Genomic DNA, 14707 nt, shown 5'->3' with positions numbered 1-14707 from the left:
CGAAGCGCGGCACGGGAGGCTCGAACTGCCGCCAACCGTCGCCGGCAACACCCCCACCCCTTCACAAGAGAGGCACAGCCATGTCCGATGCCACCCCTCCCGCCCCCGTCCTTCCGGAGAAGCCGAAGCGTTCCCGAACCGGCCTGTTCGTCGGCATCGGCATCGCCGTCGTGGCGGTCATCGTCGCCGTCGTGCTCGTCGTGGTGAACCTGACGGGATCGGGCTCCGCGTCGGCCAAGACCGTCACCGTGAAGATCGGCACCACCGAGGCATCCTCTCCGTACTGGGCGGTGCTGAAGAAAGCGGCCGCGAAGGAGGGCATCGACATCCAGACGGTCAACTTCCGCGACTACACGCAGGCAAACCCGGCCCTCGCCGACGGCCAGCTGGACCTGAACCTGTTCCAGCACCTGCAGTTCCTGGCCAACTACGACGTGCAGGCCAAGCAGAACCTGGTGCCGATCGGATCGACCCTCGTCGTCCCACTGCCGCTGTACTCGACGAAGTACACGAACATCGATGACATCCCCCAGGGCGGAAAGATCGCCATCCCGAACGACCCGACCAACCAGGCACGCGCGCTGCTCGTGCTGCAGAAGGCGGGCCTCCTCAAGCTGAAGAGCGGCGGCAGCACCCTGGCGACCCCGGCGGACATCGACGCGTCCGCGTCGAAGGTCACGGTCATCCCGGTGGATGCCGCGCAGACCGCGCCGGCGCTGAGCTCGGCCGACGGCGCGATCGTCAACAACAACTACGCGCTCACCGCGGGCATCGACCCGAAGTCGGCTCTGTTCCAGGACGACCCGAAGTCGGAGACCGCCGAACCGTACATCAACGCGTTCGTCGCCCGGGAGAAGGACAAGGACAACAAGACCTACCTGAAGATCGCCAAGCTGTACCACACCAAGGCCGTGACGGACGCGGTACTCGCGGAGTCGAAGAACACCGCGGTGATCGTGGACCGCAGCGAGTCGGACCTGATCGGCATCCTCGACGGCCTGAAGAAGACCATCCAGGCGGCTCAGTAGTGCCTGAACGCGACAGCGCGGCTCCGATCATCGAGTTCCGCGGCGTCACCAAGAGCTTCGGCTCCGGTGACGCCGCGGTTCCGGCCGTCGACCGGCTGGACCTCGCGATCGGGCGCGGCGAGATCTTCGGCATCATCGGCTACTCCGGCGCCGGAAAAAGCACTCTCGTGCGGCTCATCAACGCGCTCGAGCATCCCAGCTCCGGGTCGGTAATCGTGAACGGGCGCGACCTGACCACCCTGAAAGAGCGCGAGCTGCGGGGCATCCGCGCGGGGATCGGCATGATCTTCCAGCAGTTCAACCTGTTCCGCTCCCGCACCGTGTTCGGAAACATCGCCTACCCGCTGAAGGTGGCGGGCTGGCCGGCCGACAAGCGCAAGGCCCGCGTCGCGGAGCTGCTCGCCTTCGTCGGGCTCACGGAGAAGGCGTGGAGCTACCCCGACCAGCTGTCCGGTGGGCAGAAGCAACGCGTCGGAATCGCCCGGGCTCTGGCGACGAACCCGGACATCCTCCTGGCCGACGAGGCGACCAGCGCGCTCGACCCGGAGACCACCTCCGACGTGCTCGCGCTGCTGAAGCGGGTCAACCAGGAGCTCGGCGTCACCATCGTCGTCATCACGCACGAGATGGAGGTCGTCCGGTCGATCGCCGACCGCGTCGCGGTGCTGGATGCCGGCCGCGTGATCGAGTCGGGAAGCATCTTCGAGGTGTTCTCCGCCCCACAGACGTCGACCGCGCAGCGCTTCGTGTGAACGGTCCTGCGCAACCAGCCGGGGGAGGCGGACATCGAGCGGCTCCGCGGCAAGCACGCGGGGCGGATCGTCTCGGCGCGCATCCACGACGACGGGCGGCTCGGATCGGTTCTGTCGGACGCGGTCGGTCGACACAACGTCCGCTTCGAGATCGTCTACGGCGGCATCTCCGCGTTGCAGGGCCGCTCGTTCGGCAGTCTGACATTGGAGCTGCTGGGTGAGCCTGCCGACGTGGATGCGCTCGTCGCCGAACTGCGAACGGTCACCGAGGTCGAGGAGGTGGCCGCATGACCGACTGGTCGACGCTGTGGCCGGTCTACGTGGAGTCCATCGGCCAGACGCTCTGGATGGTCGTCGCCACCCTCGTGCTCGGAGGCGTGCTCGGGCTCGCGCTGGGCGTGCTGCTCTACACGACGCGGCGGGGCGGGCTGCTCGAGAACCGCACGCTCTTCACCGTGCTGAACGTGGTCGTGAACTTCATCCGGCCCATCCCTTTCATCATCTTCATGACGGCGATCGCACCGCTCACGCAGCTGGTGCTTGGCACGTTCCTCGGCACGCCGGCGGCCATCTTCCCGATGACGATCGCCGCGACGTTCGGCATCTCACGGATCGTGGAGCAGAACCTCGTCACCATCGAACCGGGCGTCATCGAGGCGGCGCGGGCGATGGGGTCGAGCCCGTGGCGGATCATCACGACACTGCTCATCCCGGAGGCGCTCGGCCCGCTCATCCTGGGCTACACGTTCATCTTCGTGGCGATCGTGGATCTCTCGGCGATCGCGGGCAGTATCGGCGGCGGCGGTCTCGGTGACTTCGCGATCTCGTACGGCTACCAGCGTTACAACTGGGCCGTCACCTGGATCGCGGTGATCACGATCGTGGTGCTGGTGCAGGCCGCGCAATTCCTCGGCAACTGGCTGGCGCGCAAGGCTCTGCGGCGCTAGTCGCACGGCCGCGAACGACCAGTCGGTGCGGGCGGCGATGCGGCCGGCGTCAGGGGCCGACGTAGCGGCCGACCGGCCGGAGCCGCAGCGGCGGCTGCGCGTACTCGTCCAGGGCGTGCACCATCCAGCCGACGGTGCGAGCGGTCGCGAAGACCACCTCGCCCGCGTCGTCGCGCATCCCCAGCGCCAGGGTGAGGGCGCCCAGCGCGAGGTCGACGTTGGGATGCGCGCCCGTGCGGTCGCGAATCACCTGTGCCACGGCGTCCACGGCTGCGGTCGCCCGTTCGTGTCGCGGCTCGGCGGACAGCATCCCGAGCAGGAGACGCGCCCGCGGGTCGCCTTCGGGGTAGAGGGGCTGACCGAAGCCCGGCACCGGCCCGTGCGTGGTGACCACCGCATCGGCGATCGCGCGCGCAGGGTCGGTGCCGTCGGCGACGCGCTCCAGCAGACGGTGCGCGGCGCGGCTCGCATTGCCGTGCAGCGACGAGTCCAGAGCTCCCAGGCCGGAGATCACGACGCCGTAGGGCGTTGCCCGGGCGGAGGCTGCAGCGCGTGCCGCCAGCGTCGACACGGCCATGTCGTGGTCGAGCAGCAGGACGAGTGCTGCGTTGAGGAGGGCGGTGTCGGCGGCGACGGTGTCCTCGCTGCCCGTGGGCCGCAACCTCTCGAGAAGGCGCCGCGCCAGCGAGCCGGCGGAGCCGTCGGAGCCGTCGCGCGATGCGCTCGTCGGCAGGACTTCCACCATCCCGGCGACCAGCCGTTCCGCCGCCGACGCGACAACCGCGGGGTCGAGGGATGCGCGCAACGGGTCGGCTGCGGCGAGGGCGGTCGCGGCGACCAGTTGACGATCCCGGTCACCGGCCGCGGCAGGGAGGGCGGCCGCGGCGATGCGCGCAGACTCGAGCCCCGCCCCCGGATCGAATCGCGCCGAGGCGTCCCACTCGCCTGTGAGGGCCCAGTGGGCGACCGTCTCGAACGGTTCCCCGATCAGTTCGTCGACGGGTCGGCCGCGATAGGACAGTTCGCCGTCTTCGATCAGCGCGAACCGCGTCTCGATCACCATGAGCGGGCGCCCCTCCGAGTGTCCCGAATCGTGCGCGGGACGGCGGCGGCGTGTCGCCGCGAAACGTTCGATCTCGAGGGGGTCGAAGCTCGACCCGTCCGCCGTCCGCTGGCGGCTGAGACGGCCGCGGGCGACATAGGCGTAGAGGGTCTCCAGCTTGACGCCGAGCCGGTCGGCCGTCTGCTCGGCGGTGAGGCGGGGGAGCGCATCCATGTTGATCCGATCAACGTTGACGATGTCTTGTATCCAGTTCACACTACCGGTATGGACAGGATGGATGACACCCTCATCGACGTCCCGCGCGGCCTGACGAACGTCGTTGCGGCGCGGACGGAGCTGGGCGACGTGCGCGGGCACGAGGGTTTTTACCACTACCGGCAGTACTCGGCGGTCGACCTCGCCCGCGAACGGACCTTCGAGGAGGCGTGGCACCTGCTGCTCTTCGGGACCCTGCCCTCGGCCGATGAGCTGGCTGCCTTCCAGGCCCGCATCGTCGGCGGTCGCAGCATCCCGGACCCGGTCCGTGAACTGCTCCCGGCGATCGCCCGGCTCACTGCGGGGGCGGACCCGTTGGCCGGCCTGCGCATGGCGCTCGCCGCGGTGGCCGCCTCCGACGGTTCCCGGCCGCTGTACGACGAGGACGGCGACGCGCGCACGGCCGACGCGATCCGCGTGGCCGCGGTCACGCCCGTGCTGCTCGCCCACCTGCACGCACTGTCCGAGGGCCGCGAGCCCGTGCAGCCGCGCGACGAGCTCGGACACGTCGCCGCCTACCTGTTCCAGGTGACCGGCCGCGAGCCGACCGCGCAGGAGGAGCGCGCCCTCAGCGCCTACATGACGGCCGCGATCGACCACGGCTTCAACGCCTCGACGTTCACCGCGCGGGTCATCGCGTCCACCGGGGCCGACCTGGCCTCCGCGGTCGGGGGAGCGCTCGGCGCGCTGGCGGGGCCGCTGCATGGCGGTGCGCCCAGCCGTGCGCTCGACGCCTTGGATGAGATCGGCACGCCCGACCGCATCGACGAGTGGGTGCGCGGCACGGTCGCGGATGGCGGCCGTGTCATGGGCTTCGGGCATGCGGTGTATCGGACGGAAGACCCGCGATCGCGGATGCTCCGGGAGTATGCGGCGGCGTTCGGTGGCCCTCGGGTCGAATTCGCGCTGGAGGTGGAGCGGAGGGTCCCCGAGCTTCTGGCACAGCTGAAACCGGGCCGCGAGCTGCACACCAACGTGGAGTTCTTCGCCGGCGTGGTCATGGAGCAGTGCGGCATCCCCCGGTCGATGTTCACGCCCACCTTCGCGGCCGCTCGCGTCGTCGGCTGGACGGCGCACATCCTGGAGCAGGCGGCCGAAGGGAAGATCGTCCGTCCCTCCGCCCGCTACGTCGGCCCCGCCGCGCCCGTCCCGCTGCCCGCCCGCGGCTGACCCCCGCCCCGATCAGGCGGCGTGGGTCAGGCGCGCGGCGAGTAGACGCGCAGGCTGGCAGGGCGCACGCGTAAGGTGAGCGTCTTCGGCTCGCCGGGCGTCTCCGTCGACGCCTCGCCGTCGTGGGCGAAGCCGGGATCGTCGTGGCCGACGGCCGTGATCGTGATGTCCTCGACCGTCCGCGCTTCGAGGGCTGGCGGCCCCTGAAGGAACGGCAGCCGCGCGACGAGCGCATCCGTCCGCCCGCCGAAGGCCAGCGCGACTGCGCCGCGTGTCCGGGGGCGGCCCCCGGCGAACAGGATGCGCACATCCAGCAGGTGGTCGTCGAGCCGCCGGCGCTCGATCGGCGCCACCGCGACCGGGTAATACCGGTCGACGCCGACGAACACCGACCAGACCTCGCGCCTCGTGCCGTCGATCTCCACTCGAAGCGGGTTTCCGCGGCGGACGACACGGATCGCCGCGATCAGAGCAGCGATCGGCTTTCCCAGTCGCTTCTCGTGCCTCTCGCGCTCTTCGACGAACGCCGGGTAGAGCCCGACGGAGGCGGTGTTGAGCACCGTGAACTCCGTGCCGTCGGCGAACGCCAGATCGGCCACGTCCACCTCGCGCCCGCTCCCGGCCGCCAGGGCGTCGAGGGTCGCATCGACGGTGTCGAGCAGAGCGGCCTTCGCGAAGTGGTTGAACGTGCCGCCCGGAAAGACCAGGAGCGGCAGACCCGCCTTCCGTGCCTGCTGCGCCACCGCTGCGACCGTTCCGTCGCCGCCGTACACCCCCAGCACGCGAGGTGGTGCGTCCCCGTCGAGCTGGCCCGCGATCACCTCGCCGACGTGATCACCCTCGGCGAGCTCGTGGATGCGCGCCTGCGGCAGGCGCTCGCGGAGCAGCGGTCCGGGTTCCGGCCGCCCGAGCCCGCGTCCCGAACCGGGGTTGACCACGATGAACACTCCCTCGCCCGTCCCCGTGGCCGGAAGGTCGAGCATGCGAGCGGTCGGAGGATCGCGGCGCACGATCGGCTTCACCGCGGGCGTGACCGCCTTGAGCGCCAGCGCGGCGCCGGCACCGATGGCCGCGCCCCCGGCGACATCGGACAACCAGTGCGCGCCGGTGTGCAGTCGGGAGTAGCCCACCCCGGCGGCGAGCGGCGCCAAGGCTGCGCCCGCCGCCGGCCACTCCAGGGCGACGCCGGTGGCGAACGCCGCGGCGCTCGCCGTGTGACCGGAGGGGAACGACGGCGACGTGGGGGAGCGCTCGAGGCGTCGGGCGATCGGGATGGATGTGAGAGCCGGGCGGTCGCCGCCGACCAGCCGCTTGCCGACGAGATTGGCGACCAGGCTGGCGAGCCCCAGTGAGGCGAGCCCGCGGGCCGCAGCTCGCGGGCGCCCCAGCGCCAGCAGCACCGCGGCCGCGGCGAACCACAGCTTGCCGTGGTTGGCCGCGAGCGTCAGACCGCGCCAGAAGCCGTCCGAAACCGCACCCGTCGTCCGTGCGTTGATGCGCGACGCGACGCGGGCATCCGCCCGTTTGATGCGGGCGGGGAGGGGGATGCGCGAGCGCGCGCTGCGACGGGGCGAGGCCATGTCCGCCAATCTACGCCGACGCCTGCGGAGCATCCCAGCGGGCGGTAGGATCGACGTCGTGAGCACGCACGTCATCTCCCAGCCCAACGAGCAGGACCGCGAGGCCGTCGGCAGCGACGAGCACGGAACGCTCGTCCGCAGCCTGGCCACCACCCTGCCGAGCGCCCTCGGCAACCTCCTCGCCACCCTCGTGGTGCTGGTGTCCGTGGTCATCGGAATCTGGAGTCTCGTCGCGACCTGGACCGGCAACGCCGACTCCTTCCTGCCGCTCTTCCAGGTGACCGTCGCGGCCACGGTGGTGTCGCTCAACGCGCTCTACGCCCGCCGCACCTTCAGCTACGTGATCACGCTGATCGGCGCCATCCTCTGGCTCTGGGTCTCGGTCACGCCCTTCGCTCCGTTCTTCCAGGTGCTGCTCCAGTCGATCACGGTGACGATCATGCTCGCGGGCGTGGTCTACTCCACCGCCGCGGTTCGCCTCAGCAAGCAGCCGCGGTTCTGAGCGGGGACCCGGCGGACCGCACCGCCGACCCCACCGCTCCGGTCGAGGCCGGCGCTCCGGCGACCGAAGCAGCAGCAACCCTCCCGCACCGCCGACACTTCGTCGACCTCTCGCCGCTGCGCGAGTCGCCCGCTTTCGCCCGCCTCTGGCTGGGCGGTGCGATCTCCGGCATCGGCTCGCAGATGACCATCGTCGCGGTGGGCCTGCACATCTTCGACCTCACGCACTCGACGCTGGCCGTTGCGCTCGTGGCGCTGTTCGCCCTCGTGCCGATGATCGTCTTCGGGCTCTACGGCGGTGTGCTGGCCGATGCCTTCGACCGCCGCACGGTCGCGCTCGTCACGGCGGTCGTCGCCTGGTCGTCGACCGCCGCGCTCGCCCTGCTGGCCTGGATGCACATTCCGGTCGTGTGGCCGCTCTACCTGATCACGACGATCAACGCCGTCGCGGGCGTCATGATCGGCGCGACCCGTCAGGCCATCACGCCGCGCCTGCTCCCGGCGAGCCTGCTTCCGGCCGCCAGCGCTCTCGGCGGCATCAGCATGGGCGTAATGGTCACCGTCGGCCCGGCGTTGGCCGGCCTGCTGGTCGCGACCGTCGGCATCCCGTGGACGTACACGGTGGATGCGGTGCTCTTCACGGCGGCGTTCCTCGGCATTTTCACGCTGCCGTCGATCGTGCCGGAAGGTGAGCGCACGGGCGCGGGACTCGCGTCCGTGCTCGAAGGGCTGCGTTTCCTGCGGACGGCCCCGAACCTCAGCATGACGTTCGTCCTGGATGTGATCGCGATGACGTTCGGACAGCCGCGCGCGCTCTTCCCTGCGGTCGGGGCCCTCCTGATCGGCGGCGGCCCGATCACCGTCGGCATCCTCACCGCTGCGGGCGCCGTCGGAACTCTGGCGTCCAGCGTCTTCTCCGGCCGTCTCGGCAGTGTGCGCTGGCAGGGCCGCGCGGTGGAGCGGGCGATCCTGGTCTACGGCGCCAGCATCCTCGGCTTCGGGATCGTGCTCGCAGTCGTCGCGTTCACCGGGACAGCGGGAGGAGGAGCGTCCCTCGCCCAGGCGAACCTGCCGGCGCTGCTCGTCGCGACGCTGATGCTCGCCGCTTCCGGAGCCGCCGACAACGTCAGCTCCATCTTCCGGATGACGATCCTGCAGGCGTCCGCTCCGGATGTGATGCGCGGCCGGTTGCAAGGCGTGTTCACGGTCGTGGTCACCGGTGGTCCTCGTCTCGGCGACCTGTACATCGGTGTGCTGGCGCTCACCGGCGCGCTCTGGTTCCCGCCGCTCCTCGGCGGCCTCCTCATCGTGGTGCTCGTCGCCGTCGTCGTCCGCGTCCAGCGTTCCTTCCGCCGCTACGACGCGCTCGCCCCCACCCCCTGACACACTTCGGCGGGCGGGGATGCGGGTCAGGACTCGCGGACGACCTCGTCGGGGCGCTTGTCGGGGCGCAGGCCCCGCCAGGAGGGCTGCCGGAGGCGCCCGGGGCCGGTCCACTCGGCGAACTCGACCTCGCCGACCAGGTCGGGTCGCACCCAGTGCGCCCCGCGCGCATCCGCTGAGGGCACGCCCTCCATCGTCTTGGCCTTCTGCTCCAGCTCTCCGAGCTTCGCGGCGAGGTCGTCGAGCGCACGGTCGCTGAACCCGGTGCCCACCTTGCCGACGTAGCGGAGGGTGTTCCCGTCGGGGATGCCGAGCAGCAGCGCGCCGATCGTGTCGGCGCGCCGGCCGTTGCCCGGCGTCCAGCCGGCGATGACGACCTCCTGTGCGAGGTGGTGCTTGATCTTGATCCACGAGCGGGAGCGGCGCCCGCTCGCGTAAGTGCTGTCCCGCCGTTTGGCCATGACGCCTTCGAGACCGAGCTGCTTGCTGGAGGCGACCGCGTGCTCCAGGTCGCCGTCGAACGCGGGGGGCACCTGCACGGCGTCGTTCCGTCCGGGCCGCAGCAACTCGAAGAGCAGCGCACGCCGCTGGTCGTACGGGTCGCGGGTGTGCTTCGTCCCGTCCACCTCGAGCACGTCGAACACCATGTAGTGCGCGGGCGCACGCTTCAGCGCGGCCTGCACGTCCCCCGGGCGCGTCAAGCCCATACGGGTCTGCAGCAGTCCGAAGTCCGGCCGGCCCTGGGGGTTGAGCGTCACGATCTCCCCGTCCAGGACGAGGTCGTGGTCGCCGGTGAGGTCGACGAGTCCCGCGAGGTCCGGGTAGGTCACCGTGACGTCGTTCCCGTTGCGCGTGGTGAGTCGCAGCCGTCCGCCGCGCACCTCGGCGACGGCGCGGATGCCGTCCCATTTCATCTCGAAGGCCCACTCGTCCTCGTCCGAGATCTCCGCCTGCGAGCCCAGCGTGGCCAGCATGGGGGAGACCGGTGCGTCCGTGATCGGCGGCCCCGGGGTACGGGATGTGCGCGCGGCGGACTTCGGTGCAGGCGACTCGGCCGGCGCGACCGCATCCTCGTCGCCCTCCGTCTTCATGCGGTGGATGAGCCAGTTCTTCTCATCTCCGCCCCGCGCCGTGCGGATGAGCGCGAACTTCTGCGGCACACCGCCGAGCCCGCCGTCGGGCTGGCCGTGCAGCGTCGCGATCACTTCGTCGTCGCGCCATTTTTCCAGCTCGTAGTCGCCGTGGTCCCAGATGTCGACGTGCCCGCCGCCGTACTCGCCGTGCGGGATATCGCCGGCGAAGCCGCCGTATTCGAGCGGGTGGTCCTCGGTGTGCACGGCCAGGTGATTCTGCTTCGTGTCGGTGGGCGTCCCCTTCGGCAGCGCCCAGCTGACCAGCACACCGTCGTTCTCCAGCCGGAAGTCCCAGTGCAGCCGTCGCGCATGGTGCTCCTGGATGACGAACGACCGTCCCTCGCGAGCGCTCGGCCGTTCGGCGGGCACCGGCTCCGGCGTCTTCTCAGCGTCCCGCATGGACCGGTACGTGGTCAGCCGGTCGGGTTCGGCCGACGGACTCGCGACCGTTCCGCCGTGACCGGCCGACAGCTCCGCCAACGGGTCGCCCTGCTGTTTCAGCCGATCCATCACCTCCCGGTAGTCGAGGTGTCGGAGATTCGAGGATTCCAGCTCCTCCCACGTCCGGGGAGCGGCGACCGTCGGCTCGAAGCGCCCGCGGAGCGAGTACGGCGCGATGGTCGTCTTCGAGCCGTTGTTCTGACTCCAGTCGACGAGTACCTTGCCCGTCCGCAGCGCTTTCTTCATGTCGCTCACCACGAGGTCGGGATGGTCGGCCTCCAGCGCCCGCGCCAGTTCGTGCGCGACCGCCGAGATCCGCTCGCTGGTCTGCGTGCCGTCCAGTGCCGCGTAGAGGTGGATGCCCTTGGAGCCCGAGGTCACCGGCAGCGGATGCAGTCCCATGTCGGTCAGAATGGCCCGCGCCAGCCGGGCGACGTCCGCGCAATCCGTCAGCGTGACGCCCTCCCCGGGGTCGAGGTCGAGCACAAGCCGGTCGGGGTTGCGGCGCTCGCCGTCCGGTCCGACCCGCCACTGCGGGACGTGGATCTCCAGCGATGCGATCTGCGCCAGCCAGATCAGCGTCGCCCGGTCGTTGACCAGCGGGTAGCTCTTCGTGCCCGACGAGTGCTCGATCGCGACCTGTCGCACCCAGTCGGGGGTGGATCGGGGGTCCAAGTCCTTCTGGAAGAACACCTGGGCCGGGTCGTCGGGAGTCCCCACGCCGTGCACCCAGCGCTTCCGGGTGGCGATCCGGTCGCGGACGTGCGGGATCATCGCGTCGGCGACGGCGTTGTAGTAGCCGAAGATGTCGGCTTTGGTCGTCCCGGTCTCCGGGTACATGACCTTGTCGAGGTTGCTCAGCTTGAGGCGGTGGCCGTCGATGTCGACGACCTCGGTGTCCTGGGCGGCCATAGGCACACCGTACGCCAGAGGCGCCGTACCGGTGCATTCCCTGATCACTCCTTGAAAATGCGCTGATCCCCGGACACGATGGACGCATGAGGGCCATTTGGACGGGCGCTATCACCTTCGGTCTCGTGAACGTGCCGGTGAAGGTGTACAGCGCGACCGAGGATCACGACGTCTCCCTGCACCAGGTGCACGACGAGGACGGCGGACGCATCCGCTATCAGCGGCGCTGCGAGATCGACGGCAAGGTGATCCCGTACGAGCACATCGCGAAGGCGTACGACGACGGTGAGCGCACGGTCATCCTGACTCCGGAGGACCTCGCATCGCTCCCGTCGGAGCGCAGCCGCGAGATCGACGTGGTCGAGTTCGTGCCTAACGACCAGCTCGACCCGCTGATGTTCGACCGCAGCTACTACCTGGAGCCCGACTCCAAGTCGCTCAAGGCATACGCGCTGCTGCGCAAGACGCTGGAGGACGAGGAGCGCACCGCGATCGTGGAGTTCGCCCTCCGCCAGAAGACCCGCCTGGCCGCCCTGCGGGTGCGCGGCAACGTGCTCGTGCTGCAGACGTTGCTGTGGCACGACGAGATCCGCGCCGCCGAGTTCCCGTCGCTCGACCAGGTCCCGAAGATCACCGACCGGGAGCTGCAGCTCTCCAGCGCGCTGATGGAGAGCTTCGCCGGAGACTTCGAGCCCGAGAAGTTCACCGACGAGTACCAGGAGGAGCTGCGCAGGCTCATCGACGCGAAGCTGGAACAGGGCGAGAGCGTGGACACGGCGGCCACCTTCGGCGAGGAGGAGGAGAAGAAGGGCGGCGGCGAGGTGATCGACCTGATGGAGGCGCTGCAGCGCAGCGTCGAGCGCAGCCGGTCGTCGAAGTCCTCGTCGTCCTCGAAGTCCTCGAAGTCCTCGAAGTCCGCGTCATCCGCCTCATCGGAGAAGAAGGCCCCGGCCAAGAAGTCCGCGAAGAAGCCCGCGTGACGCGCCTGAAGCGCAGCAACCCGTCCGGCCCCGGCTACCACCGGACCATGACCGACAAGGGCCCCGTCTACGAAGACGAGGCGGGCAATCGGATCGTCGACGAACGCGAGCTGGAACGCATCCGCTCGCTCGTGCTCCCGCCGGCCTGGCAGGACGTGTGGATCTCGCCCGACGCCCGCGGGCACATCCAGGCCGTCGGCACCGACCAGGCCGGGCGGCGCCAGTACCGTTATCACGACTCGTGGAGGCTGAACCAGGATCGCCTCAAATTCGAGCGCGCCGCTCAACTCGCCGAGACGCTGCCCTCCGCCCGCCGCAAGGTGACCATGGACCTGCGTGAGGAGGGCTTCAGCCGGGATCGCATCCTGGCCGCGGCCTTCCGCATCATCGACCTGGGCAGTGTCCGGATCGGCAGCGAGGAGTACCTGCACGCCAACGGCAGCCGCGGGCTCACCACGCTGCTGTGCCGGCACGCGAACATCGACGGCGACGACATCACGCTGACCTTCCCGGCCAAGTCCGCTCAGAAGTGGACGAGCACCATCACCGACACCGACCTCGCTGAACTGCTGCGGCAGATCCAGGCGTTGCGCGGCCAGCGGTCGCGGCTGCTGTCGTGGAAGGACGGCACGTGGCACACCATCCGTCCCGCCTCCCTCAACGAGTACATCCGCCGGCAGACGCGCGGCGAGTTCACGGCGAAGGACTTCCGGACCCTGCACGGCACCATCGTGGCGGCCGAGGCGCTCGCCGAACTCGGCGTGGCGGGTTCCGACGCGCAGCGGAAGAAGCGCGTCAGCGCCGCCGTGAACGAGGCGGCCGCGGCGCTCGGCAACACGCCGACGATCGCGCGCAACAGCTACATCGACCCGCGCATCTTCGACCGCTATCGCAACGGCGAGGTCATCGACGTCTCCGGCGGCCGCGCCCCCGAGCCCGCCCTCCTGGAGCTGCTCAACTGATCGACGGCCGGACGGCCCGGCGTCTCAGCGCGACGGACGCTGGGCGGGAGTCTCCGACGAGAGCGGCGCCGCGATGTCCTCGAGCGACTTGCCCTCGGCGTCGATCCCGAGGAACAACTCCACGAGCCCCGCGGCGATCATGAGGCCGGCGCCGATGTAGTAGCCGATCGCGACCGCGTGGCTGCCGTCCTCGATCAGGCGACCGAACAGGATCGGCCCCGTGATGCCACCGATCGCGGTGCCGATCGCGTAGAAGAACGCGATCGACATCGCGCGGGTCTCCATCGGGAAGATCTCGCTGACCGTCAGGTACGCGCTGCTCGCTCCGGCCGAGGCGAAGAAGAAGACGACCATCCAGCACGCCGTCAGCCAGAAGGCGTCGAGGATCCCCGCGTCGAACATGATGGCGGTCCCGACCAGGAGCACACCGCTGCCCACGTACGACAGCGTGATCATGAAGCGACGACCGACCGTGTCGAACAGGCGGCCGAGCAGCAGCGGACCGAGGAAGTTGCCCACCGCGATGGGGACGAGCGCCCACGGCGCGACATCGTCCGGCACGTGCAGCAGCTTCGTCAGCACCAGCGAATAGGTGAAGAAGACGGCGTTGTAGAGGAACGCCTGGCCGATGAAGAGCGACAACCCGAGTACGAAGCGCTTCGGGTACCGCGTGACAGCGGTGCGGACGATCTCCCCGAAGCCGGTCGACCGGCGCTGGTGGATCGTGATTCCCTTGTCATCCGGCACGTCCGCCAGCTGCTCGTGGGTCTCGTCCTCGATATCGTGCTCGATCGTGCCGACGAGGGTCTCGGCCTCCTCGTCGCGGCCGTGGATGAACATCCAGCGCGGCGACTCGGGCACGTTGCGACGGACGAGCAGGATGACGAGCCCCAGCACGGCGCCGAGGCCGAACGCGATGCGCCAGCCGATATTGGCCGGGAAGATCGCCGTGTTCAGCAGGAAGACGGTCAGCACCGCGCCGAAGGCGGTCCCGAGCCAGTAGGAGCCGTTGATCGCCAGGTCGACGAGTCCCCGACGGCGCGCCGGGATCAGTTCGTCGATCGCCGAGTTGATGGCCGCGTATTCGCCGCCGATGCCGGCGCCGGTGAAGAAGCGGAACAGGAAGAACATCCACGGCGTGAAGGAGAACGCGGTCAGGACCGTGGCCACCAGGTAGAGGCCGAGGGTCAGGATGAACAGCTTCTTGCGGCCGAACCGGTCGGTCAGGTAGCCGAAGACGAGGGCGCCAGTACAGGCGCCGGCCACATAGATGGCGGCGGCGAGACCGACTTGAGCGGTGGTCAGCCCGAGGCCGCTGTCCGGCTCGGTCAGCCGACTTCCGATGGCACCGACGATGGTCACCTCGAGCCCGTCGAGGATCCACACCGTGCCCAGTCCGACGACGACGAGCCAGTGGAACTTCGACCAGGGGAGGCGGTCCATCCGCGCGGGGATGGTGGTGTGGATCGTCTTCAGCGACACCGCACGCTTTTCTGAGGAGGTCTGCGCACTCACCCGAATGAATATAGGGGCGCTGTGCGTACCCCGTCAGAGCCTTGACAAACGGCTCACTGTGCGCATTGACCAGCGACTAGCTTAC

11 protein-coding genes and 1 pseudogene are annotated in these 14707 nt (G+C 69.7%); 8 read left to right on the top strand and 4 right to left on the bottom strand.

The features are described 5' to 3' along the window. Window positions 1-80 precede the first annotated feature (80 nt). From AB4Y74_RS10305 to AB4Y74_RS10295, 3 genes and pseudogenes are all read left to right on the top strand, one after another. Complete coding sequence (locus AB4Y74_RS10305) at window positions 81-1028, top strand: MetQ/NlpA family ABC transporter substrate-binding protein (RefSeq protein WP_441798988.1); 948 nt, start codon at window positions 81-83, stop codon at window positions 1026-1028. After that, window positions 1028-2071, top strand: a pseudogene (locus AB4Y74_RS10300) (methionine ABC transporter ATP-binding protein). The gene AB4Y74_RS10305 and the pseudogene AB4Y74_RS10300 overlap by 1 nt, the downstream one beginning before the upstream one ends. Then, the gene (locus AB4Y74_RS10295) at window positions 2068-2727 is read left to right on the top strand and encodes a methionine ABC transporter permease (protein WP_441798987.1); all 660 of its coding nucleotides are present in this window, start codon (window positions 2068-2070) and stop codon (window positions 2725-2727) included. The pseudogene AB4Y74_RS10300 and the gene AB4Y74_RS10295 overlap by 4 nt, the downstream one beginning before the upstream one ends. Window positions 2728-2776: 49 nt before the next feature. On the opposite strand, the gene AB4Y74_RS10290 is transcribed toward AB4Y74_RS10295, so the two are convergent. Further along, window positions 2777-4045, bottom strand: coding sequence for a citrate/2-methylcitrate synthase (locus tag AB4Y74_RS10290; protein ID WP_441798986.1), 1269 nt, complete (start codon window positions 4043-4045; stop codon window positions 2777-2779). A gap of 9 nt (window positions 4046-4054) precedes the next feature. Between AB4Y74_RS10290 and AB4Y74_RS10285 the strand changes: the two genes are divergently transcribed. Further along, window positions 4055-5215 (top strand): citrate synthase, encoded by a 1161-nt coding sequence (locus AB4Y74_RS10285; RefSeq protein WP_441798985.1) that lies wholly within the window; start codon window positions 4055-4057, stop codon window positions 5213-5215. Window positions 5216-5241: 26 nt separating this feature from the next. Here the strand turns inward: AB4Y74_RS10285 and AB4Y74_RS10280 are convergent, their stop codons facing one another. Next, window positions 5242-6795: a bifunctional phosphatase PAP2/diacylglycerol kinase family protein gene (locus AB4Y74_RS10280; RefSeq protein WP_441798984.1), complete on the bottom strand. Its 1554-nt coding sequence runs from the start codon at window positions 6793-6795 to the stop codon at window positions 5242-5244. A gap of 58 nt (window positions 6796-6853) precedes the next feature. Between AB4Y74_RS10280 and AB4Y74_RS10275 the strand changes: the two genes are divergently transcribed. Together AB4Y74_RS10275 and AB4Y74_RS10270 are read left to right on the top strand one after the other, a co-directional pair. After that, window positions 6854-7297: a hypothetical protein gene (locus AB4Y74_RS10275; RefSeq protein ID WP_441798983.1), complete on the top strand. Its 444-nt coding sequence runs from the start codon at window positions 6854-6856 to the stop codon at window positions 7295-7297. A gap of 116 nt (window positions 7298-7413) precedes the next feature. Next, window positions 7414-8679: an MFS transporter gene (locus AB4Y74_RS10270; RefSeq protein WP_441800435.1), complete on the top strand. Its 1266-nt coding sequence runs from the start codon at window positions 7414-7416 to the stop codon at window positions 8677-8679. Window positions 8680-8705: 26 nt separating this feature from the next. Here AB4Y74_RS10270 and AB4Y74_RS10265 read toward each other — a convergent pair whose 3' ends face one another. After that, window positions 8706-11165, bottom strand: a complete 2460-nt coding sequence (locus AB4Y74_RS10265) for an ATP-dependent DNA ligase (protein ID WP_441798982.1) — start codon at window positions 11163-11165, stop codon at window positions 8706-8708. A gap of 86 nt (window positions 11166-11251) precedes the next feature. Between AB4Y74_RS10265 and ku the strand changes: the two genes are divergently transcribed. Both ku and AB4Y74_RS10255 read left to right on the top strand, forming a co-directional pair. Continuing rightward, the gene (ku, locus tag AB4Y74_RS10260) at window positions 11252-12145 is read left to right on the top strand and encodes a non-homologous end joining protein Ku (protein WP_441798981.1); all 894 of its coding nucleotides are present in this window, start codon (window positions 11252-11254) and stop codon (window positions 12143-12145) included. Next, window positions 12142-13107 (top strand): DNA topoisomerase IB, encoded by a 966-nt coding sequence (locus tag AB4Y74_RS10255; RefSeq protein WP_441798980.1) that lies wholly within the window; start codon window positions 12142-12144, stop codon window positions 13105-13107. Before ku ends, AB4Y74_RS10255 begins: the two co-directional genes overlap by 4 nt. A gap of 24 nt (window positions 13108-13131) precedes the next feature. On the opposite strand, the gene AB4Y74_RS10250 is transcribed toward AB4Y74_RS10255, so the two are convergent. Then, the gene (locus tag AB4Y74_RS10250) at window positions 13132-14550 is read right to left on the bottom strand and encodes an MFS transporter (protein ID WP_441800434.1); all 1419 of its coding nucleotides are present in this window, start codon (window positions 14548-14550) and stop codon (window positions 13132-13134) included. Window positions 14551-14707 lie beyond the last annotated feature (157 nt).

Source organism: Leifsonia sp. RAF41, assembly GCF_052114085.1.
GTDB lineage: Bacteria > Actinomycetota > Actinomycetes > Actinomycetales > Microbacteriaceae > Leifsonia.
This window is presented reverse-complemented; position numbering and strand designations above follow the sequence as displayed.